The following is a 22,016-nucleotide window of genomic DNA, read 5'->3' as shown; positions in this document are numbered from 1 at the left end:
CCGAGCAGGCGTCGGTCTGCAATCCGGTGTCCCAGAAACATCAGCATCCATTCATGGTCGATCTCATCAAAGAACGACGTGATGTCCGCATCCAATAGCAGGGTCAGTTGATCGATCCTCTGCCAAAGACGACACATAAAGAAGCCCGCAGATGCGGCAGGTAGCAGTGCTCATAATGCTGATCCCCTTGTAAACGTTGACGCGAAAGTGGTCCTCTCTTACGGGCTTAGCCCGCGCATTGGCGGGCATGCCGTGGAGCGGCTTTTACGGCCTATTTACGTTGGTTGTTCAACCAGGTCAAAACGGTTCCATCGACACGAGTCAGCGTAAAGCCACCTACGTGACCGACCACATGATCAGGGAAATGGGTTGTGACGATATCGTTATCAACGAAGCTCACCAAGAGTGGGATTTCCCTAGAGCCTCAACCACTCTCTCCACCAAAGATCGAAGGACCACATTAGCGGTAATGTAAACATCCCCAGTCGTTTCCCAGAAAAAGCGATTCATCAGACCTCAGGTTTCTTACGGAAAAATTCACCCTCTGGCTTGATTCTGCTCCCAGATCCATATGGGCCAGCATCATGCCAGCTACCACCTTCCGCTACTTGTTACTGCTCTCGCTGGCTATCGTTCACGGCAGTAGCTATGCCGCCTCGGCTCATGAGCAGGATCAACTCAGCCTTATCCAGCGGCAACTCGACACCATCGAACGCCTTGCAATGCGAGCTGAGGTAGCCAGCACGGCTGAACCCGACGATCGCTATCGCTTCGACTATCCCCGCCTAATTCAAGACATCCAACGTATCCGTCAAGGTGTGCAGGACTATCTGTCCCCCTCTCGTGCTCAGCCCCGCGCGCCCGATGAATTGGTCGGCGATTACCGCCTCGATACTCCGCCAACGGAGCCCTCTCCATGAGCATGACTGACGCGCAGACCTCAGCGTTCCAAAACGCCTCAGGCTTCTCGGTACAGAGCAGTTCGACACTGTGGCTGTCCCTGGTTCTCGTCCTGGCTTTGCTCTGGTGTGCCTGGGTGATGTGGACGGCTTACCGGGCTTGGGCAGCCGGCAGCGTGCGCTTCGGCGTCTTCGGCGGCAGTGCCGCGCGCGTCTTGCTCGCCCTACTCGTCCTAATGTTCTTCACCCTGTCCTGACACCGGAGATTGTCGTCATGTTCAAGTACTTTACTCCTCTGAAAAACAACCTGCGTGATCGTGCGAGCCAACGCTTGATCGGGCTACTGCTGGTACTCGGTCCAAGCCTGGCTTTTGCCGAACTACCGACCATGGAAGCCCCTTCGCGCGGCGAAGGATCCGGGTTGATCGAGACGATCAAAAACTACGCCTACGACGGCGGCATCCTGCTCGGCCTGCTGATCGCCCTGCTCGCTTTTCTCGGCGTGGCTTGGCACTCGCTGACCGTCTATGCCGACGTACAGAATCAGCGCAAGACCTGGAAGGACCTCGGCGCCGTGGTCGGCATCGGCGCCTTGTTGGTGGTGATCATCATCTGGTTCCTGACCAAGGCTGCCGCAATTCTCTGAGGTTGCCATGAACGACACTATCGAACGCCTTGCCGACGGCACCTTGGTCTTTTTGCCGGAGCGACTCAATCGTGATCCCGCCGTATTGCGAGGGTTGACCAATGATGAGATGTGGGTAGCACTCGGTCTCGGCGCACTCGTCGGCCTGGTGCTGGGTGTTCCTCTGGCGATCGCCACCGCCTCCATTGCCGCGGCGCCGACCAGCATGATCGCCAGCATGGCGGTGGTGTTGTTTGTCGGTGGCACGCTACTGCGCCGGGCCAAACGGGCTCGCCCCGAGACCTGGTTGTACCGCAAGCTCGAATGGATACTCGCCAGCCGTTGGCGCCTGGGGCGCGGCAGTTTGATTCTCCACTCCGGCGCCTGGACGGTTCGCCGTTCGCGTCGACTGCGCCCTGCCCTGTCCCGGTGGCAGCCATGAGCCGATTTCGAAACAAGGTCGATGCCCAACAGGCCCATATCTTCAGCCTACGCCTGGCGGTAGTGATCCTCGCCCTGGTCTGTGCCGGACTCTGGTATGGCTGGCGCTCGGCACCGACCGATCTGACCGTGCATGTTCCCCCGGATCTGCGCTCGGGCAGCACGCGCAAGTGGTGGGATATCCCCTCAGAGAATGTCTATGCCTTTGCCCTGTACATCTTTGGTCAGCTCAACCGCTGGCCCTCGGATGGAGAGCAGGACTATCGCCGCGCCATCTATGGCTTGCAGTCCTACCTGACACCCGCCTGCAAGGCCTTCCTTAATGGCGACTATGAGTACCGCAAGGCCGCCGGCGAACTGCGTCAGCGGGTGCGTGGCGTCTATGAAATTCTGGGCCGAGGCTACAGCGAAGATCCGGAACTCCGGGTTAAGCAACTCGACCGCGACAGCTGGCTGGTCAAGCTCGACCTCAACGCCGATGAGTATTACGCCGCCGAACCGGTGAAACGGGTGGTCGTGCGTTATCCATTACGCGTGGTGCGTTTTGATCTGGATCCCGAGCGTAACAAGTGGGGGCTGGCACTGGATTGTTATCAGGGCACGCCGCAAAAAATCGCCCTGCCTGGAGGTGAGCCATGAAGCGGATGTCTACCCTGGGACTCACCGTCGCACTGATGCTATGGGGAGCTGCAGCGCAGGCCGTCGAGCTGATGCACTGGGAACGCCTACCGCTCGCGGTCCCACTGGTGATCAATCAAGAGCGGGTGGTCTTTGTCGATGAGGCTATTCGAGTCGGCGTGCCCTCAACCCTGACGGGCAAGCTGCGCGTGCAATCAACTGGCGGCACGCTGTACCTGCGAGCGTCGGAAGTCATTGCCCCGACACGATTACAACTGCAATCGGTCGCGACAGGCGAGATCATCCTCCTGGATATTGCGGCCACGCCTGGCGATCAACCGCTGGAGCCCGTGCGCATTCTCAAGAATGCTCAGGTGCAGTCTACCGAGGCTGAATCGAGCACCGTCCCTGTTCCACAACGTACGCCGATCCCGGTCGCGTTGACGCGCTACGCCGCGCAAAGCCTGTACGCGCCGCTACGCACCGTAGAGTCTCTGCCCGGTATACGCCGCGTCCCGCTCAAGCTGCGCACCGAACTGCCAACCCTGCTGCCGACCGAAAACGTGTCCAGCACGCCCATCGCCGCCTGGCGACTCGGTGATTACTGGGTGACGGCGGTGAAGTTGCGCAACCGTGGCTCAGAAACGGTGCAACTCGATCCACGTCGGCTTCAGGCCAAGCTGTTCGCCGCGGCCTTCCAGCATTCATTCCTCGGACCGGTCGGCAGTGCTGAAGACACCACGATCGCCTACCTCGTCACCCGCGGTGCCGGCCTCGAACACGCCGTGCTGCTCCCGCCCGTTGCGCGAGGTGCCGACGATGAAAGCTAATGTCCTGCTCAAATGGCTAGTACCGGCTGCCCTACTAGCCGTGGTGTTGATCATCCTGAAAACATGGGTCGCGGGTGGCATCACGCGCTCCTCAGAAAACCCAGTGGATCAGGGCAACCTTCAGTTATCCGCCGAGCAAGCCAAGTCGCTCGGCATTGCGGGCGACACTCCACGCGACACGGTCGCCACCCTGGTCGGTCAAGTGAAGGCCATGCGCAGCGACATGCTCGGCCTGAAGAAACACAACGACTCATTGCTGACGGAGAACAACCGCCTGCGTGAGCGGGAAAACAGTGTCGACTCGCGCATCCAGATGGCGCTAAGCAGTGTGACCCAACAGGTCGACGAAGGCCGTCGACAAACCAGCGAGGCCCGGCTCAAAGCGGAACAAGACAGCCGCCAGGCCCGTGGTCTGTTGACGCAATTGCAGGAACAGCTGTCGGGGCTGACCGGCAAGGGGAAGGACATGCCGATCGGATTGGGGCTTGAGCCGGGCGACGGTGCTCAGTTCGAAGGGCAGGATTCTGACAATGATGCGCTGCAGTGGATTGAACCCGCGGATGCTCCGCCCACCGACGCCCGAGGCAAAACCAATACCGCCTCCACACTGAGTCTGCCTACTGCCTTCAACTCACTGGAAGGTTTGAACGATAACGCTATTGATCGCAGCCAGAAACAGTTGCGCGCGGTCACCCAGGGTGAGCGTGACCTGACACGATCCGTTGACCGAACCGAAGGCGCGAAACCGGTCTACACCATTCCCGAAAACGCGACATTGATGGGCTCGGTCGCTATGACCGCGCTGATCGGCCGAGTCCCAGTAGACAGCACCGTGAATGATCCCTACCCCTTCAAGGTGCTGGTCGGCCCCGAGAACCTGACGGCGAACGGCATCGACCTGCCGGACGTTGCGGGTGCCGTGATGAGCGGCACGGCGTCCGGTGACTGGACCCTGTCGTGCGTACGTGGACAGGTCGAGTCGATCACCTTTGTGTTTACCGATGGCACCATCCGCACGGTGCCTCAGCCGAAAACGGTAGCCAGCCGCAATGCCTCCACCACCCAGAGCTCGAACACCGACAAGATCCGTGGCGGACTCGGCTACCTGTCCGATCCGTATGGCATCCCGTGCATTGCCGGCGAGCGCCGCTCGAACGCCCAGCAATACCTCGGCAGCCAGAGTCTGATCACTGCGGCCGGTGCGGGCGTCGCCGCCTTGCTTGGGGATGAGCAGAACAACAGCAGCGTGATCAGTTCTGGCGGCAGTACCTTCGGGATCACCAACAGCACGGGCAACAGTGCGCTGAATTCAATTCTCAGTGGTGGTGTCAGCGACATCCGTGAGTGGGTGAACAAGCTGTATGGCGAGGCCTTTGCGGCCGTGTATGTGCCACCGGCGGCCCAAGTCGCATTGCACCTCGACCATGAAATCACCATCGACTACGAGCCCAAGGGCCGGAGCGTTCGCCATGAAAAAGACCCTGTCTCCCTGCCTGATCTGGATTAGCGTGTTCTGCTGGGTCCTGGCGGGGTGCTCCACCGACAAGGAGACGCTTCTGCCCCATGGTGAGCAAACCATGTTGGACATCTGGAACGGTGCTGGTTCGCAAGGCACTCAGCAGCAACTGCTGGATGCTCGGCAGCAGCTACGTCGTCCGCTGACCCAGGCAGATTTCTCCGCCTTTCTCCAAGAACCGTACACGCGCACCGCGGCGAACGAGATCCGCAGCCTGTTCCCGCGTCTGCCCAATCCCGATCTGGTGCTGTACGTGTATCCGCACCTGAGCGGTACCGAGCAGGCACCGGTCCCCGGTTACTCGACCGTCTTTCCGTTCTACCAACGGGTGCAGTACGCATTGCCGGGTGAACGTCAGGAAGACTTGTAGTGCGTACCGGCGATTCGGGCAACCGCACGTCTGCGTGGAAAGCCTGGCGCAACCCATTGCGCCCTCGCGCCACCTTGGCAGATGAAGCTGCACTGTATGCGCACAACCCCAGCTTCACCGATCACCTGCCTTGGGTGGAATACCTCGACACCGAACAGTGTTTTCTACTGGATGACAATCGCTCGGTGGGTGCGGTTTTCGAATTACTGCCCATCGGCACCGAAGGGCGCGAACCTGATTGGCTGATGGCCGCCCGCGATGCCCTCGAAGATGCCCTGCAGGACAGTTTCGATGAGCTGGATCAAGCGCCTTGGGTGGCGCAGTTTTTCTGCCAGGACGACAACGACTTCACCCCCTACCTGACCCGGCTCACCGATTATATTCAGGACAGCGCGCGAGGCACGGTGTTCACCGAAGCGTACCTGGAACTTACTCGCCGACATCTGACGGCCATCGCCAAGCCCGGCGGTCTGTTCGGGGACAAGGCAGTCACGCGCCTGCCCTGGCGCGGAAACAACCGCCGGGTGCGCCTGGTGGTCTATCGCTGGCTTGAGTCTGACGGCGAGGAGACGGGACTCACCCCGGTGCAATCCCTGCAACAGGCTTGCGAACGTATCGCTGCTTCTTTGCAGGCGTGCGGGGTGCAATCGACGCGAGTCGATGGCCGAGGTTTGTATGCCTGGTTGTTGCCCTGGTTCAATCCAGCACCCAGGCTCACCGTTGAAGCGCCCGAGGATTTCTACCGCCGCGTGGCCTCTCCGGAGCCGGGTGATGGCGAGTCGCTGGAACTGCCCTTCGATCATGACTTCGCCGAGCGACTGTTCTTCAACGAACCGCGCTCGGATGTCCAACGCGGACTCTGGTTTTTCGACGATCAGCCCCACCGGGTGATGGTGGTGGACAAGCTGCGGCGGCCCCCCTTGATTGGCCAACTCACTGGTGAAACCCGCAAGGGCGACGCGGTGAATGCGCTGTTCGACCAGTTACCCGAAGGTACGGTGATGAGCCTAACCCTGGTGGTCAAACCGCAGGATGTGCTCGAGGAGCAGTTGAACCGCCTGGCCCGCAAAGCCATCGGTGAAAACCTGGCCTCGACCCAGACCCGCCAAGACGTTGAAGAGGCTCGTGCGATCATCGGCCGCCAGCACAAGCTGTATCGCGGCACGCTGGCGTTCTACGTGCGCGGTCACGATGAGCAGCAACTGCACCAGCACTCGGTCAGCCTGGCCAACGCGCTGCTGGGTGCGGGGCTGCAACCGGTACGTGAAGGCGATGAAGTCGCCGCCTGCAACAGCTACCTGCGTTGGTTACCGATGGCTTACAACCCGGCCCGAGACACGCGCAACTGGTACACGCGCCTGATGTTCGCCCAGCATCTGGCGAACCTCGTTCCAGTCTGGGGCCGCAGCACAGGTACCGGCCACCCGGGCATCACCCTGTTCAACCGTGGCGGCTCACCGTTAAGCTTTGATCCGTTGTCACGCCTGGACCGGGCCATGAATGGTCATCTGCTGTTGTTCGGCCCCACCGGCGCCGGCAAGTCGGCCACCCTAGTCACCCTGCTGATGCAGGTCATGGCCGTGTACCGCCCTCGCCTGTTTATCGTCGAGGCCGGCAACTCATTCGGCTTGCAGGGCGACTACTTCGCTACACAGGGCCTGTCGATCAACAAGGTCCAATTGAAACCTGGCGCCTCGGTTAGTCTCGCCCCGTTCGCCGATGCTTGGCGCCTGGTCGAGCAGCCGGATCAGGTCTCGAGTCTGTCGATCGATGAGCTGGATGATGAGGTGGTAACCAGTCGCGAAGACCAGCGCGATGTTCTTGGCGAACTGGAAATCACCGCTCGGCTGATGATCACCGGCGGCGAGGCCAAGGAAGAGGCCCGTCTGAGTCGAGCCGATCGCAGCTTGATTCGCGAGTGCATTCTCGATGCGGCGCAGACCTGTGTCGCAGCGAGCCGCCAGGTGCTGACCCGCGACGTGCGCAACGCTTTGCTGCGCGTCGCCGTCGACCCGCACTTGCCGGAAAAACGTCGCGAACGTGCCCAGGAGATGGGCGAGTCCATCGACCTGTTTTGCCAGGGTTTCGAGGGTGAACTGTTCGATCGCGAGGGCACGCCTTGGCCCGAGAGCGATGTGACCATTGTCGACCTGGCCACCTATGCTCGTGAAGGCTACGAAGCCCAGATGTCCATCAGCTACATCAGCCTGATGAACACCGTGAACAATCTCGCCGAGCGTGATCAGTATCTGGGTCGGCCGATCATCATGGTCACCGACGAGGGCCATATCATCACCAAGAACCCGTTGCTGGCACCGTTCGTGGTCAAGGGGACGAAGATGTGGCGCAAGCTTGGCGCCTGGTTCTGGTTGGCCACGCAGAACCTTGCCGACTTTCCCACGGCTGCGCAGACCATGCTCAACATGATCGAATGGTGGATTTGTTTGAACATGCCACCGGCGGAAATCGAAGAAATCGCACGGTTCAAGAAACTCACGCCGGCACAGAAAGCTTTGCTGCTCTCCGCCAGCAAGGAGCTAGGCAAATACACCGAAGGGGTCGTGCTATCGAAGAAGCTCGAAACGCTGTTTCGAGCCGTGCCGCCCAGCCTCTATCTCGCCCTGGCCATGACAGAGCCCGAGGAAAAAGCCGAGCGCTGGACACTGATGCAAGAGAATGGCTGCTCAGAGTTGGAAGCGGCTTACCGGGTAGCTGACCGGATCGATAGAGCGCGAGGAATAGAGCCCGAAATCTATTCGAGTATCGCGCTCTAAAGCGAGGGATAGGTTATTGCGATGCGCCTCGCAGCCGCTGCTGAATTCTCAACAGAAATCCGGCTTCAAAAGCATCTTGGCAGTCACCGACCGGAAGAGTCTTGCGTGTTTGCGCCAGCTCCCACCACAGTGGAATCTCGCCGGGCGTATCAAGCCAAGCCTGAGCGCATTGCACGCCACGTTCGATCATTGGGGCAAATTCGTTGCCCCAGGGTGTCAGAAGACTTGGGCAACCATCCGCCGCAGGAATTGAAATGTAGTTTTCGTCCATACACACCCTAGATGTCTGATTTTATTGTTAGACGCTGGACCCAGCCTGGAAATCATAACGAAACCAAATGAACGCTCGATAACAGACATCAGCATCAAATGGCCTAGATCAATACCAATGTAGACTATATCCCGTGGATTGAGAGTCCCTCAAGGCGCAATTTGCGCGCATGACTCAAGACTACGAACAGCTGCGTCTGCAACTGGCGGAAAACATCCGCTTGATGCGACGTATAAAGAACCTTACCCAAGAGCAGTTGGCGCTCATGGCCGAGGTCGATCGTACCTACGTCAGTCAAATCGAACGATGCACGGGCAATCCGTCGCTGATGGTCCTGTGCAAGCTCGCCAATATCCTTGAGGTTACGACGGATCAGCTACTCACCGAGCCAGACGCCCTTCGCCGTGTGCTGGACATCGAATAGCCACCTCGTCGCCCTGAAAATCCTTGTAAACCGACAACGTCAGCTTCAGCTTTATCACTGACGGTGTAGGTTCAATCATTGAACGTGTCCAGGCCATTAGCCCAAAGAGCCTGGATCATGTCTGTCGTATGCCCGTCAATTGCGCCCCAGAAGCTACGACCTTTGGCGCTGAGCATCCTGCTGGCGTGCGGGCCAAGCGTGGCGCTGGATACCGGCAGCATCACGTCCTCCGTACTTTCGCCAAGTTGTCTCGCCTACAGGGTCGTTGGCATTTGTTTCTGGCTGCTCTGCACACCCTTCGGCTGCACAGTCAAAACCTCGACCAAGGTGCGTCATTTCATTCCTGAACTCGTGGTCTCGAGCTACGCCACCACGGGCAATAACCCATGGACCGAGATGGCCACCCTCTCCTCTCCCATCAGCGGTGCGGAAGGTGGCGGTAACCTGATCACCCCGAACACCCAGCGCGACAACCTGTCCCGTTTCAAGAACGTCGATGGCATTGGTCATCCAGGTGGCTGGGCCGCCACACAACTGGCCTCTCAATCCGGCTATGCCTGCGCCAGCGGCGCAACCGCGTTCATGCCCTACTACCTGAGCACCCTGGACTCACTGGCCTGGCGCCATGGCATACCGGAAAGTCTTTACCCCGAGTCGCTCATGCCAGGGATCCGTGAAATCGGTAGTCAGGCCTCAGAGAACATGTGGGGCAACGTCTATCCCCGGCAGGGCTTTCTGGTGCAGCCCGACGACTTCAAAGCCGCCGCAGTCATGGCGCAACGGGCCGGCGATGTGATTACCCGTAACGGGCAGCCGCATGTGTATGTACCGCTCACGCCCGCCAAACGCGACGGCTACTGGCCGCCTGGCCCGATCGTTGAGAACGACGCTTCGACCCACAAATGGCAATTGCTCTCCCCTCAGATTCAGCCGACGTGCGCCATCTTCCCCAGCGATCCGGTACAGAGCGCGGATGGCGGTTATATCTGGTCGTTGTGGCGGCCCTACAGCTGTTGCAAACGTGAGGGGCAGACCTTTCTGTTCAACATCGATTTCGAAGGCGGTCCGTCATGAGACGGCTTCTCGTGCGCCCCTGGTTGGGCACGATGAGTCTGTTGCTCTACGGACTGCTCGCCATTGCCACGCATGCCCAGGCCGCCGAAGGCGATTACCGTCTGGGCACTCAAGGCGAGGTACTCGATGATCGGGTGATGTACACCATCGGTGGCGGTTCGGCAGTGGGCTCACCGAGCTCGCTCTACCGACCCAGCGGTCTGGGTGTCGGCGGGTCCTGGCGAGCGAACATGATGTGTGGAAACATGAGTCTCACCAACACCCTGCAAAACCAGCTGAACGGCGCCACCGAAGGCTTCCAGCAGATCATGGGCAGCATCGTGCAGAACGCGACCCAAGCGGTGATGTCGCTGCCAGCGTTGATCATACAACGCGCCAACCCCGGCCTCTATGAGTTGTTGAGCAACGGGGTGATGCAGGGTCGCATCGACTTCGATCGCTCCAAACTGACCTGCCAAGCCATGGCCGAGAAGATGGCGGACAAGGTCGGTCAAGCCGACTGGGGCGCGCTGGCCAAGAACCAAGAAATGCAGGGCAATTTGGAGCAAACCGGCGGTGATGCGGTGGCTGCGGTGAAAAATACCGAGACCCATAACGGCAACAATGGGGTGCCCTGGGTCGGCGGCTCAAAGGCCGGAGGTAACGGGCAGACGCCCATTCGGGTGACTTCCGACGTGGTGCGCGCGGGCTATAACCTGCTGCATAACCGTACGGTGGATGACCGCACCTCGATCAGTAGCAGCGACTGCTTAGGCGGGGCTATTTGCCAAACCTGGGCCTCGCCCCAGGAGGAATCCGAGTGGGCCGTTCGGGTGTTGGGCGAGAGCGAAGTCGCGACCTGCGACAGCTGCGAAACCCTGCGGGCGACCGCTGGCAGTGGATTGACGCCGCTGATTCAAGAGGCCTACAGCGAACGCCTCAAGGCCCTGCAAGGGTTGCTGTCGGGCTCACTGCCGCCTACCCCTGACAATCTGGCCAAAGCCTCCAGCCCGATGCTGCCCGTGACCCGTGGAGTGGTCGAAGCCCTGCGCGATGATCCTGACCAGGACCTCCTGGCGCGACGTCTGGCCAGTGAGACAGCCTTGTCCAGTGTGCTCGACAGAGCGTTGCTGCTACTGCGCACGCTGCTAGCGGGCAGTCACGAACCGAACATCGCCTCCGCCGAGCCAGCCCAAACCGCCTTAACGAAAAACATCGACGCTCTGGAGCGCGAAATACGCCTGCTGCAGACCGAACTGCAGGTCCGGCAGATGCTGGCCACCAATACCGCCAGCCTGGTGCTCGATCGGCATGCGGGTGGTGCCGATGCTTCGCGCACCGTCGAACAAGGTGATCCCGAGCCCGGCCGACTCAATGACGCAGACGCCAGGCGCAAGTGAGCCATGAAACGCTCACGGCTGTTCACTCTGCTTTCAGGTCTGGGGATTGCCGCAGTGATGATCCTGAGCGCCGCACTGGTCGCCTGGATCGGCCGCACTGCACTGGGTAGTTTCGAGGCCTGGCAGCAGGCATTCGAATCCGTACGGCCCTATCTGCGGTGGTGGCGTGCCCTGCTCTACGGCGCCCTCTTTGCGCTCTGGTGGGGTCTGCTTCGGCGCAACCGACATCGACCACAGGATCGACTGCGCGTGAAACGCATCGGGACATTAGGGCTCGTGCTCTTTACCTGCGTCGAACTCACCCGACTGTGAGATCACCACCATGCTCATGAGCACCAACAGCTACCTGGAGTTTTACCTCTCCCTGCTGGCCTTGATCATCAACAACGGCCTCTGGAGCGTCCTGTCCGACACCGGACTGTTCGCCGCGCCCTTTGGCGCAATCATTTTGCAAGAATGGTTGTCGGCCCGTCAGCAAGGCGCGGATGAAGGCAACAAGGGACTGCTCTCGGTTCCGCGGATCGAGAACCGGTTGTGGCTGGCCTACATCGTCGTGTTGTTCGGTTGCGCGCCGGTCTTTCCGTTGAACCTCTCGTCAATGACGTTCGATGATGCGGCGAGTCAGCGCTGCGGCGTGAGTGTGGCCAAACCGACGGAAACCGCCTGGGGGAGGACCTTCAATACTATCGGCGAACGCTCCGCCAACGTACCGATCTGGTGGTTTCTGGTGCATGCCTTGAGCAAAGGCATCACCGCCGCAGCCACGGCTACCATTCCCTGCGCACCGGATATCCGGCAAATGCGCATGGAAATCGACAGCTCGCGCATCGACAGCCAGGTACTGCTGCAGGAAGTCGCCGACTTCACCCGCGACTGCTATGGCTATTCGCGTTCTCGGCTGTTCACCAACCGCCCGCAGTTGGACAAGGCACAAAGTCACGACGCGTCCTGGATCGGCTCAAGCTATTTTCTCGACACGCCCGGCTACTACGACACCGATCGCTCACGCACACCGCGAGTCAGCTGGCCGTATGACGAAAGCCGCGATGTTTCCTTACCGCGGCTGGAGAATGGCGCGGGCTACCCCACCTGCAAGCAGTGGTGGAGCGACAGCGGTGTTGGCTTGCGCGGGCGCTTGATCGAGCAGGTCGATCCTTCGCTGCTGACTCAGCTGAAAGGTTGGTTGACTGGTCGTTCGAGCAACGAGATCGAGGATGCCACCCTGCGTGAGCTGGTAAGCCCGCGCCAGCAATCGATGTCCATGTCGCCCGGACAGGTGTACCAGGACTATGGCTCCAGTGCTCGCGGCGGGTCGATCAATCAGGGGCTCAATAATCTCGCCACCAATACCGGGCTAGCCCTTGGCTCCTTCAGCAACTTCCCGGCGATGAATGCGCTACGTGCCGCTCTGCCAATGGTGCAGGCCTTCCTCATCATGGGCGTCATCATCAGCCTGCCGCTGATTCTGTTGGTCAGTACCTACCAGTTGAAGACCGTCATGACGGTGACGTTCGCGCTGTTCACCTTGCACATCCTGACCTTCTGGTGGGAACTGGCGCGCTGGGTCGACTCCAGCATGCTCGACACCTTGTACAACCAAGTGTCGGCGTCCAATCAAGTGCTGTTATCGCTGCCCACATCCGGGCTTATGGATGGGACGGTCACGGCGCAGGTAATTGAGTATGTGATGGGGGCGATGTTCATCGTGCTGCCAATGGTCTTTCTAGCCGCAATGAGTTGGGCCGGATATAGCGTAGGTTCCATAGCAGAAGGCATGTTAGGAAAAGGGACACTCAGTGCACAAAATGCGGGTTCGAAAGGTACTGATGCTCTGATCTCTGCAGGTACTTCAATCAGAAAAAGCTAACGACAACCCACTAATGCTCGTCCAGGTCAGGCTGTCCCGGTGCACGATTGAGTTCGTACTCTCCATAAGGATCGCCGAATGCCTGAGCCCCGTAAAAGTCCTTTGAGGCGTTGGGGCGGCGATGGACGATTACCCAATACAAACCCATTAGAGTCATCAACGACAGGAACAGCCAAAAACTTACAAAAAGCAACGCTCCCACCATAGTGAACTTGGCGATCAGAAAGCTTCCGCGAACGAGTAAATTACCCGCAGGCACACCTGCCACAATCGCGCGCTCAGCTAAACGGGTCTCGAATGCTTTCAGTATGCGATACCCACGCTTTATCGACATGCCACAGGTATACGCCCAGCGGTGGGCACGTGAATTCTGAACAGGGTTCTGCGTCGGCATGGTCTCGCCCTCTTCTGAGCGTTTTCATGGTTGAGACAGGAGTAACAGCCTACTACTGAAAACTGTCCGTGTCTGACCGTTTATCAGTTTGCCCAGCCGAAAAATCTTCACTGGAAGACAGAAGACAAGCCCCGTGAACCAGCTTCTCTCCAGTGATTGACCCAGATAAATCGTCCGGCTAAATACAAGGTACGGATCGCTGTTATCGACAGCACCTGCCCAGGTAGCCAGAGCCTTCAAGACTACGTCACTTCGGTGATGGTTCTCCCCAAGTGCGATTAGCGTTCGGTAGCTCGCACGGTCACCGTTTCTATGGTGATGAACGCCTACTGCTCTCCTGAGCGCCTTTCGAGCGCTGCTCGCCAGGCGAACCTTCTTGTTTTTCTGCAACCCACCGCGGGGAAGTTCTTTCCCCCACGGGACAGGTTTCTTCGCGCTTTCAACGGAGGCACACCATGTCCGATTCACTTACACCGGAAGCACTGAACACCCTTCGGTTGCCCATTGTGTTCACTCCTGGCGCGTGGCAACACGCAGTACTGCTCGAGCGCTCCGATCACGCTGTGAAGCTGCAGGTCGATCGGCTGAGCCACGTATTGCGCGCAGCCTTCGAGGCTCACCTGGCCTCTCCACACGAGCCCTTTGTGCTGTTCGAGGTAATCCACATTGAACCAACAGATCACTTAGACCACGACCCGTTGCTGCAATTGAGTCTCAGCCTACTCCAAGAACCGGGTCAGCCTGGCGCCTTGCTGATAGCGCTTGCAGGAGAGGCCAACGCTAAACGCAGATAACCGTACTCGGCACCCCGATCCACACTCAGACAGCATGCAAGACCCGCATCAATCCAACCATCACCCACCGGGGAACCCTCCCCGACGGGCAAGGCGTTCCTCCGTTTTCTCTCGAGGAAAATGCCATGCGCGATATCTACCAAGACGTGACTGACAAAATCGTTACCGCGTTAGACCAAGGCGTTGCTCCCTGGATCAAACCCTGGTCCTCAAGTGGCTCAGCTTACGTCGGCAATCATCAACCCTACCCCATCAACGCCATCACGCGTCGTCCCTATTCGGGTATCAACTTGCCACTGCTCTGGGCCGAAGCCAGGTTGCAGGGATTCACTCAAGATCGTTGGCTGACCTTCAACCAAGCCAGAAAGGCCGGTGGGCACATCCGTAAGGGTGAGCACAGCACCCTGGCGGTGCTCTACAAGCCGATGGAGCGCGAGGAACAGACCGAGTCAGGCCAACCCGCACTTGATGAACACGGTCAGCCCAAGGTCGCTCACTTTGGCATTCTCAGGACGCATTTTCTGTTCAACATCGAGCAAACGGAGGGGCTCGAAATGCTCAATGAAACCCTGCTCGAGACGGAACAGAGTGATCCCTTCCAGCCCAACAGCGCTGCGGAAAACCTGCTGTTAAGTTCGGGGGCACACATCGTTCATCGATCTGCAGATGAAGCCTTTTACCACCCGATCAGGGATCTCATCCAACTGCCGACAAAAGCGCAATTTCACGATGAAGGTGGGTACTACGCCACCGCACTGCACGAACTGACGCACTGGACCGGGCATCGCACTCGGTTGCAGCGCGAAGGCGTGACGTCAGTATGTCCGTTTGGCTCGCCAGGCTACGCGTTTGAGGAGTTGATCGCCGAAATGGGCGCTGCGTTTTTATGTGCCTACTCCGGTATACAGGGAGAGCTTCGGCACGAGGGCTATATCGACTCCTGGCTCGGTCTGCTCAAGGCAGACAAGCGCGCGATCTTTCGTGCCAGTGGTCACGCCCGAAGCGCCTCGGTGTATGTACTCAGCTTGGAGCAGCAACTGAAGCAAGCGGTCATGGATGACTCGCCTTGCATGAACGATGGAGCTTAATCGATACCTCACCGTTGCAAACGCTTCAAAGGGCCTGACACGAGTTGGGCCCTTTTTTATGCTCAGAAGAAAAGCTCCATGCCGCGGGACTCTGACGCAAAGAACAAGAGAGGCGCGCACACCAGCAGCCTGTCATTCCGCATCCAGGTTCTGCGCCAGAAAATCCACCAGCTCGAGCGGTCTCCGGCTGTCGATCACCTTGTAGATCAGATCGCGCTTACTACGCGGCAACTTCTTGACCACGCTCTTCGCCGAGGCCCTGACGGCTTCGTCTGTCCCATGGATACGTGCCGCAAGGAGCAGCACCAGCGTGGCGTCAGTGAGGTTCATGGCAAGACCCAAAAAATATGCACCGCAGTGTACCGACTCTTGTCTTTTCCGTACTAGCCCCCAACAAAAACGATGTCTAGCAAAATCAATATCCCGATTGCCGCACAAAGGGACACGAGCCAAAAAGGACGGGTAAGGGTTGGAAGGGAATGGGGACTTAAGGGTAAGAGCGCTATCCGAAAAGGCTAAAAGGCCACTGACCCAGCCACCTCCCGGAGGTAACGATGCTCAGTCTGTTTCGCCACAAAAGGCAGAAGCCCCCTCCACCACCGACCGTGAGCGTCGCCGAAGGCTACCTGCCCATCGAGTCGGCCCACAGCTTGTTAGCCGCGGAACACCGCCGTCAGTTGCTCGATCGCATCTGGGAATACACCGCCCTCTCCCACGCCCAATTCACCCAGCTCTACTTAAATCCGATCCATCGCTACGCCGAACAGGTCCAGCAACTCCCGGCCAGCGATACGCACCACCATGCGTATCTCGGCGGCATGCTCGACCATGGCCTGGAGCTGGTCGCTTGCAGTTTGAAACTGCGTCAGTCGTATCTGCTGCCCACTGGCGCCGCGCCCGAAGACCAAGCCGCCCAGACCGATGCCTGGTCGGCTGGTATCGCCTATGGCGCCCTGCTGCATGACATCGGCAAGATCGCCGTGGACCTGCTGGTCGAACGCCAGGATGGCCGTCTTTGGCATCCTTGGCAGGGCTCCCTGGATCAGCCCTACCGTTTTCGTTATATCAAGGGTCGTGACTACCACCTGCACGGCGCCGCCGCAGGCTTGCTCTACTCCCAAATTCTCGACCGCCCAATCCTCGATTGGCTCAGTGGATTTCCGCCACTGTGGGCCAGTCTGCTGTACGTCCTGGCAGGTCAGTACGAACGTGCTGGCGTGCTCGGTGAGTTGGTGATGCAGGCCGACCGCGTCTCCACCGCGCAGAACATTGGCGGTAACCCGAGCAAGGCGTTGCAAGCACCGATTCATTCGCTGCAACATCATTTGATCAGCGGACTGCGTCATCTGGTTCAGCACGAGCTGAAACTCAACCAGCCAGGTGCCGCGGGTTGGTTGACTCAAGACGCACTCTGGCTGGTCAGCAAGACGGTCACGGACAAGCTGCGAGCCTATCTGCTGTCGCAATCGATTGAGGGCATTCCCTCATCCAACATTGCTGTGTTCGACGAACTGCAGTCGCATGGGCTGGTCGAGTCGACTCCAGAAGGCAAAGCTATCTGGACTGCGCTCGTGGCACAGGGAAACTGGCAGCAGAGATTTACCTTTCTGCGCCTTCAACCGGCGTTGATTTGGGGGAGCGAAATTCGGCCTGAGGCCTTCAGCGGAACGGTGAGCGTGGCAGTCGATGACCATACAACTGACGCTCCGGTATCACCACCGCCGAAGGCAGTCAGTACAAGGTCAACTCAAAGCCAATCGCAGCCCGATCCAATGACTATGGAAGATGCGGACTACTTAGGATCGTTGCTGGATATGTTCGAGTTAGAGAAGCCTGAGGCCTGCGATGCACCGTCCGCAATTGCTCTCGAAATCTCAAACCCTCCTGCGAATAACCCTGATCAGGTTTTCCTGAATTGGGTCAGGGAAGGCATTCAAAGTCATAAGCTGATCATCAACGACAGCAAGGCCAAGGTTCACACGGTGGACGGCACTGTGTTCCTCGTGACGCCTGGCCTTTTCCAACGCTATGTTCAGGAGTTTCCTGGTATCTCACAGGGTGCCGAGCACGAAGGTGAAGAATGGCGCTGGGTGCAGAAGCAGTTCGAGAAACTGAAGGTCCACAGGAAGCGAGGCAACGGTCTAAATATCTGGATTTGCCAAGTACAAGGCCCTAGGAAAAAAACCACATTGAAGGGGTATTTGATTGAGGATCCGAAGCTATTTTTTGAATTGATACCACCCGATAATCCCTTTCTTAAAATCGAAAAAGATTAAATTTCCAGAGTGTCCCACTAGTGGGGATCGAAACGCAGAGCTGACTCTGGAGTGACTCGCTGTTACACCGCTTTATTACCCATCGCAGGTGGTGCATCGCGTCCTTGATGGATTGGATGTGGCAATCCACCGCAGCCCCGGCTCGCCTAGCCTGCCCTGCTTTATCTCTTCACCTTGTAGCAATTTTTAAGCAGGCTTTCGCACAGGCCTGTCACGAGCACCACCGGTTCTTTGTTTGTCGTCTTGGGGAATCGACCCTTGTATAGGAAGGGGCGGCAGTAAATCACCCTCTCAACGTTCGACTGCTACGCTGAGTTCTTCACGGAGGATTCGCGATGCCAAATTCAGACCTGCTCCCTTCACTGCTCGTCAAAATTAACGAAAATCAGCTCGCCCTTGAAGCGGCGATTCTGGAACTTTCCAATTGGGTGGAGCGGCAACGCGGCTCGTCCGAGGTAGCCGACAACGTTCGCGGCGCCTTGGCCGCGATTGACCGCAACGAAGAGTTCATAAAGATGACGCTTGCGCTCCTCCTTACGCCACCGTGACCCCGGATCAATCAGGGATGATTTCCAAGTGATATCAAAATGTAATCGCTGACCGCTGGCAAAAGCGCTAGGATCATACGTTACATTGGCGCACTTTGTTTTCAGAAGGAAAAATCATGAATGGAATCGCTTCGGTGCTCGAGGCCAAAATTCTCAGCACAAGCCTACATCACCTCGATATCGAGACTGAGACATGTAATTCCGTTGCCATTCCCGTTGATAAAGCAGATCTCGAAGCCTATTTGAGCGCCTTGCTATTAGAAATTCATGGGCGTCCGCAGAACCGCCTGTACACATTGGCCAGTCCAACAACCGAATTCGCAACTTCCCTGAATGCATTTTTCGGCAGCAAAGACCTGGTAACCGCGCCTGAGACCCAGACACTAGCCGAACGTTTGCTGCGCATCGAAGTAAATACTGAAGAGCGTTATGGGCACCTGGATAGGTCCGGTAAGGGGCTTCTCAATAAAGGGAGTTTTCTCCAATTCCTTTATGTAGATGGAGGCTCGCTATCTTACTTAGGGGTGAAGATCGAGCATCAGCGATTTATTGATGAAACCGATCTAAAACAAAAAATTGGCCTTGGTGAATCCAATAAAATTTACAAGGCTTGCAAAGTAAGCATGGATGCCCAAGGAAAATTGGAACAAGTCTTCGTATTTGACACGCACTCCCGACCGTCAACCTACTGGTGGAAGGAGGTGCTGGAGCTACAACAGCTACGCAGTGATGCGCTCAATACCGAAACCGCTGTCAAGTGGGTGGTGAAGACACTTGGCAAGGTCAAGAGTGTATCGCCGGTCGATTACACGATCCTCCGCAACGCCACCATCGCGGCATTTAAGCAGACCGAAACGTTGAACTTCGATGATTTCGTGACCAAAACGTTTGCCAGCTATGCTCCACTGAGCACCACACTTGCCGAGGAGCTGCCAAACCTCGTGACCACTTTACGCTCGCTTCCGGAAAAACGAAAATTTGATGGGCAGTTCACTCTAGTCCCATCGGCAGTACCCTTTCGCCGTCAAACTATCAAAGTCTCCGATCAAATCAGTGTGGCGTACGACGAGGATATTCCTGATCTTCCCGACAAGATCTGGTATTCGAAAACTCCGGCGGGCCAATCAGTCTTGGTGCTGGACGCACCTAATGTTGCAGGAATCTTCACCGAAAAGCCCTGGGACCTGAAATAAATGCTCAGCAGCCTTTTCACCTCTCGCCTAACTATTTCATCAGCAGAGGAACGGCTCGACCAATACAGACTTAACGCTGGTGAGCTCTGCACTATCTCTAAAGCTCGAGGCATAGTAGATGATGCGTTTAAGTACTGGCGACTGCAGATTTCGTCCCGTGACAGGCTCTCCCTGACCATCGGATACGACGAGGACTCAAGGTGTGTAACGGACTTCTCCGAAGCAAGCTGCGCGCGCGTGAACGAGCTCTTCGAACTGAATGACGAAGATGACACATGCCGCATGTCAGTGGAGCTCATCGTACATAAAACGGTGCAACATCAACGACTGTCCTTATACGCACCGGCCTTGCTCGGCGCTTACTTAGAAAACACCCCTACTCTCCAGGTGTTAAAAGTTTTGGCTGGACGCATGGAGGGTGCACTGATTTTTGAATGCTTTGCTCCAATCGCGGCGGCTACCAGTTCAAGCATCTCGTTTCAATGTTCTGCGGATACGGCAGCCAATACCGGTGACCAACAGCAGGAGATCAACCGGAAGTCTGTCTTCGAAATTTTCCAAGACAATTGTTTTAGCAGAACCTTGCCGGGCATTTTTGTGCCGCAGGACTTCAATCTTACGACAGCAACCGGTGTGACAGGCATTGATAATTTCTTTAAAAAAGCCCGCACTCTAGTCTCAGTGATATTTATTGCCAGCTCCGCAGAATTAGATGATAAGGACCACCTCGAATATCGTATTTGTGGATACAAGACAATAGCGGGAACGGGACCACTCGATGACTTGGCCGAAGGATCCGACATACTCTATAAATTGGTTACTTGGGCTTACGGAGATGGTGGAAACGCCGACAAAATCGGACTCGCCCGCAATGTCTTGTCGCTGTATATAACCGAATTAAAAAACCTATCCAATCATCCAGAAATAATTCACGCGATCCACTCAAACTATCAAATTTATTTAAAAGAAAACGTAGAAAGCTACCTTGAAGTAAAGGGTAAGATCACCGACATCCTCGTCGATGCAGTAAAAAAAACCCATGACCTCGTTGATTCGTTTATCGACTCGCTTAAAAATGGTATATTTGTATTATTAACATTTGTGCTAACCGTCGTGGTAGTCAACGGTCTTAAAGACACCAGTACCAGCGCGATATTCTCCTCGACCTACATTTGGGTCGTGGTTATCTTGTGCCTATTAATGAGCATTTGGGTTTTTAGTGCGCGATCCAGTTCGCTCAGCCAGTTTGACAGGGCGTTCGACTCAATCGAAGAGTTGCTAAAACGAAACTACCATGGAGTACTTCAACTGGCCGAGGTTGACAATGCTTTGAACCCGGTTCGGATCAGCAACCGGGATTACTTGAGGAGTCAGTCGACACATTATGTCAGGGTGTGGTTGCTCATCGTCTTACTTCTGATCGCCGGTTTCGTCATAGGAAACGTGCTTTTCGTTCAAGCATCAACAGCGTCTAATTCAGCACCCCCGCTTACACCAACCCAAGTATCAGTGCCGAACCCTGTAAACAAACAGGCCGCACCGTCTCCCGGTACGTTTGAACATACTAATCAACTGGATCGACTCAAGCCTACCAATGCGCTCGATCGCCGCGTCAATTTACGACATGGCAAATCCGATTAACGCTGTATTTTTCCATCCCAGTTAATGTCGTGTACGCTCACTTTGAGCATTTTGAAAAAAAACGTACCATTAGAGCTACCCAAGGAGAGATTTAAAAATGTGGAATTTTTGCGGTGATATTGAGTACGAATGTCATAAGTGCAAAATCAAAAACACCATGCCTATTGATGACTTCAGCATTGAGTGCACAGGCGGCTCCGAAAGATCAATGGGGGCCGAAAGCATCTACGAGATTATCTGCGAACTATCCTGTACCAAATGTGGAAACAACATCTCATTAAACTTTGAAGCATCAGAATACCCGTCAGAAATCCTAAATTTCATCATTGACAACTCAACTGGCGCGAACACTTCAAACGAACCAAGAATTGAGTACTTACAAGAGTTCTACCAAGCCGATGACCTCGACTTGCTTTGGCAATCGATCCCCGAACTGATCACGGCACTTAAAAGCAATCCAAAGCTAATAAGAGAAATATCACCTCGTGAATTCGAAGAACTGATCGCGGAAATATTTCGAAAAAAAGGTTTTGAAGTTGAGCTCACTAAAAGAACTCGAGATGGCGGAAAAGACATTATTGCGATATCCACCGACCAACTTGGAATCAAAAACAAATACTTTATTGAATGCAAACGCTATGCGGAAGACAATAAAGTCGGTGTAGAAGTTGTGAGAGCGCTACATGGCGTGAAAAACATGAAAGAAGGGCCAAATAAAACAGTCATAGCAACAACCTCCTTCTTTACGAAAGACGCTAGAGATTTTGTTGACAATGAAATTTCCAGCAGTTGGGACATGACACTTGCAGATTTTAATGAAATTATGAAATGGATTAACGACCATTAAAAATATTTCGGCGGAGGAACCTCGCCCCCGCCTTTACTCTATGCCATCCATTGCGCTGGAAACATAGGCGCGCCCGTAATTTTTACGATGAAGTCACTCACCGACAACAGTATGACCATCTGAGAATTCGGCCATTTCCGGCTTCGT

The 22,016-nt window shown here is 56.5% G+C and carries 24 protein-coding genes; 21 read left to right on the top strand and 3 right to left on the bottom strand.

Annotated features, from left to right (window positions below; translation table 11 throughout):
- The first annotated feature begins 584 nt into the window (after positions 1-584).
- From KGA85_RS06235 to KGA85_RS06195, 9 genes are read left to right on the top strand one after another with little or no spacing between them, the layout of a single operon-like run.
- The gene (locus KGA85_RS06235; RefSeq protein WP_223510726.1) at positions 585-920 is read left to right on the top strand and encodes an RAQPRD family integrative conjugative element protein; all 336 of its coding nucleotides are present in this window, start codon (positions 585-587) and stop codon (positions 918-920) included.
- Positions 917-1,156: a TIGR03758 family integrating conjugative element protein gene (locus tag KGA85_RS06230; RefSeq protein WP_223510725.1), complete on the top strand. Its 240-nt coding sequence runs from the start codon at positions 917-919 to the stop codon at positions 1,154-1,156. Before KGA85_RS06235 ends, KGA85_RS06230 begins: the two co-directional genes overlap by 4 nt.
- Before the next feature lie 17 nt (positions 1,157-1,173).
- Positions 1,174-1,545, top strand: a complete 372-nt coding sequence (locus KGA85_RS06225) for a TIGR03745 family integrating conjugative element membrane protein (protein WP_223510724.1) — start codon at positions 1,174-1,176, stop codon at positions 1,543-1,545.
- Positions 1,546-1,552: 7 nt separating this feature from the next.
- A complete protein-coding gene (locus tag KGA85_RS06220; protein ID WP_223510723.1) occupies positions 1,553-1,966 on the top strand; it encodes a TIGR03750 family conjugal transfer protein in 414 nt (137 codons plus the stop codon).
- Complete coding sequence (locus KGA85_RS06215) at positions 1,963-2,604, top strand: PFL_4703 family integrating conjugative element protein (RefSeq protein ID WP_223510722.1); 642 nt, start codon at positions 1,963-1,965, stop codon at positions 2,602-2,604. The genes KGA85_RS06220 and KGA85_RS06215 overlap by 4 nt, the downstream gene beginning before the upstream one ends.
- Complete coding sequence (locus KGA85_RS06210; protein ID WP_223510721.1) at positions 2,601-3,413, top strand: TIGR03749 family integrating conjugative element protein; 813 nt, start codon at positions 2,601-2,603, stop codon at positions 3,411-3,413. Before KGA85_RS06215 ends, KGA85_RS06210 begins: the two co-directional genes overlap by 4 nt.
- Positions 3,403-4,920 carry a TIGR03752 family integrating conjugative element protein gene (locus tag KGA85_RS06205; RefSeq protein ID WP_223542993.1) on the top strand — a complete coding sequence of 506 codons (1,518 nt, stop codon included), beginning with the start codon at positions 3,403-3,405 and terminating at the stop codon, positions 4,918-4,920. The genes KGA85_RS06210 and KGA85_RS06205 overlap by 11 nt, the downstream gene beginning before the upstream one ends.
- The gene (locus tag KGA85_RS06200) at positions 4,883-5,299 is read left to right on the top strand and encodes a TIGR03751 family conjugal transfer lipoprotein (protein WP_223542992.1); all 417 of its coding nucleotides are present in this window, start codon (positions 4,883-4,885) and stop codon (positions 5,297-5,299) included. Before KGA85_RS06205 ends, KGA85_RS06200 begins: the two co-directional genes overlap by 38 nt.
- Positions 5,299-8,073, top strand: coding sequence for a conjugative transfer ATPase (locus tag KGA85_RS06195; RefSeq protein WP_223542991.1), 2,775 nt, complete (start codon positions 5,299-5,301; stop codon positions 8,071-8,073). Before KGA85_RS06200 ends, KGA85_RS06195 begins: the two co-directional genes overlap by 1 nt.
- Before the next feature lie 13 nt (positions 8,074-8,086).
- Here the strand turns inward: KGA85_RS06195 and KGA85_RS06190 are convergent, their stop codons facing one another.
- Positions 8,087-8,344 carry a LasR-specific antiactivator QslA gene (locus KGA85_RS06190; protein ID WP_223510717.1) on the bottom strand — a complete coding sequence of 86 codons (258 nt, stop codon included), beginning with the start codon at positions 8,342-8,344 and terminating at the stop codon, positions 8,087-8,089.
- A gap of 169 nt (positions 8,345-8,513) precedes the next feature.
- On the opposite strand from KGA85_RS06190, the gene KGA85_RS06185 reads away from it, so the two are divergent.
- From KGA85_RS06185 to KGA85_RS06165, 5 genes are all read left to right on the top strand, one after another.
- Positions 8,514-8,768: a helix-turn-helix domain-containing protein gene (locus KGA85_RS06185; RefSeq protein WP_044269235.1), complete on the top strand. Its 255-nt coding sequence runs from the start codon at positions 8,514-8,516 to the stop codon at positions 8,766-8,768.
- Positions 8,769-8,885: 117 nt separating this feature from the next.
- The gene (locus tag KGA85_RS06180; protein ID WP_223542990.1) at positions 8,886-9,842 is read left to right on the top strand and encodes a TIGR03756 family integrating conjugative element protein; all 957 of its coding nucleotides are present in this window, start codon (positions 8,886-8,888) and stop codon (positions 9,840-9,842) included.
- Positions 9,839-11,221, top strand: coding sequence for an integrating conjugative element protein (locus KGA85_RS06175; RefSeq protein ID WP_223534591.1), 1,383 nt, complete (start codon positions 9,839-9,841; stop codon positions 11,219-11,221). Before KGA85_RS06180 ends, KGA85_RS06175 begins: the two co-directional genes overlap by 4 nt.
- A 3-nt stretch (positions 11,222-11,224) precedes the next feature.
- Positions 11,225-11,533: a hypothetical protein gene (locus KGA85_RS06170; protein WP_223534593.1), complete on the top strand. Its 309-nt coding sequence runs from the start codon at positions 11,225-11,227 to the stop codon at positions 11,531-11,533.
- 10 nt (positions 11,534-11,543) lie between these two features.
- Entirely contained in the window at positions 11,544-13,088 is a 1,545-nt protein-coding gene (locus KGA85_RS06165) for a conjugal transfer protein TraG N-terminal domain-containing protein (RefSeq protein WP_223542989.1), read from the top strand.
- A gap of 10 nt (positions 13,089-13,098) precedes the next feature.
- Here the strand turns inward: KGA85_RS06165 and KGA85_RS06160 are convergent, their stop codons facing one another.
- Positions 13,099-13,482, bottom strand: a complete 384-nt coding sequence (locus tag KGA85_RS06160; protein ID WP_081360895.1) for a DUF3742 family protein — start codon at positions 13,480-13,482, stop codon at positions 13,099-13,101.
- Positions 13,483-13,937: 455 nt separating this feature from the next.
- Between KGA85_RS06160 and KGA85_RS06155 the strand changes: the two genes are divergently transcribed.
- Together KGA85_RS06155 and KGA85_RS06150 are read left to right on the top strand one after the other, a co-directional pair.
- Complete coding sequence (locus tag KGA85_RS06155) at positions 13,938-14,276, top strand: hypothetical protein (RefSeq protein ID WP_223542988.1); 339 nt, start codon at positions 13,938-13,940, stop codon at positions 14,274-14,276.
- 125 nt (positions 14,277-14,401) lie between these two features.
- Complete coding sequence (locus KGA85_RS06150) at positions 14,402-15,364, top strand: ArdC family protein (RefSeq protein WP_223542987.1); 963 nt, start codon at positions 14,402-14,404, stop codon at positions 15,362-15,364.
- A 132-nt stretch (positions 15,365-15,496) separates the two neighbouring features.
- Here the strand turns inward: KGA85_RS06150 and KGA85_RS06145 are convergent, their stop codons facing one another.
- Positions 15,497-15,694 (bottom strand): hypothetical protein, encoded by a 198-nt coding sequence (locus KGA85_RS06145; protein WP_032830353.1) that lies wholly within the window; start codon positions 15,692-15,694, stop codon positions 15,497-15,499.
- Positions 15,695-15,918: 224 nt separating this feature from the next.
- Here KGA85_RS06145 and mobH point away from each other — a divergent pair, with 224 nt between their 5' ends.
- The 5 genes from mobH to KGA85_RS06120 all read left to right on the top strand — a co-directional run bounded on the left by mobH (position 15,919) and on the right by KGA85_RS06120 (position 21,869).
- Positions 15,919-17,640: a MobH family relaxase gene (mobH, locus tag KGA85_RS06140; RefSeq protein WP_223542986.1), complete on the top strand. Its 1,722-nt coding sequence runs from the start codon at positions 15,919-15,921 to the stop codon at positions 17,638-17,640.
- 335 nt (positions 17,641-17,975) lie between these two features.
- Positions 17,976-18,188 (top strand): hypothetical protein, encoded by a 213-nt coding sequence (locus KGA85_RS06135; RefSeq protein ID WP_223542985.1) that lies wholly within the window; start codon positions 17,976-17,978, stop codon positions 18,186-18,188.
- Between the two features lie 116 nt (positions 18,189-18,304).
- Entirely contained in the window at positions 18,305-19,381 is a 1,077-nt protein-coding gene (locus tag KGA85_RS06130) for a hypothetical protein (RefSeq protein ID WP_016978900.1), read from the top strand.
- A complete protein-coding gene (locus tag KGA85_RS06125) occupies positions 19,382-21,022 on the top strand; it encodes a hypothetical protein (RefSeq protein WP_223542984.1) in 1,641 nt (546 codons plus the stop codon). It begins immediately after the preceding gene.
- Positions 21,023-21,119: 97 nt separating this feature from the next.
- Complete coding sequence (locus KGA85_RS06120; RefSeq protein WP_223542983.1) at positions 21,120-21,869, top strand: restriction endonuclease; 750 nt, start codon at positions 21,120-21,122, stop codon at positions 21,867-21,869.
- Positions 21,870-22,016 lie beyond the last annotated feature (147 nt).

The sequence above is a fragment of the Pseudomonas sp. GL-B-12 genome (genome assembly GCF_019955895.1).
Lineage (GTDB): Bacteria > Pseudomonadota > Gammaproteobacteria > Pseudomonadales > Pseudomonadaceae > Aquipseudomonas.
The sequence above is the reverse complement of the archived record's forward strand: the minus strand, read 5'-3'. Positions and strand labels throughout refer to the sequence as shown.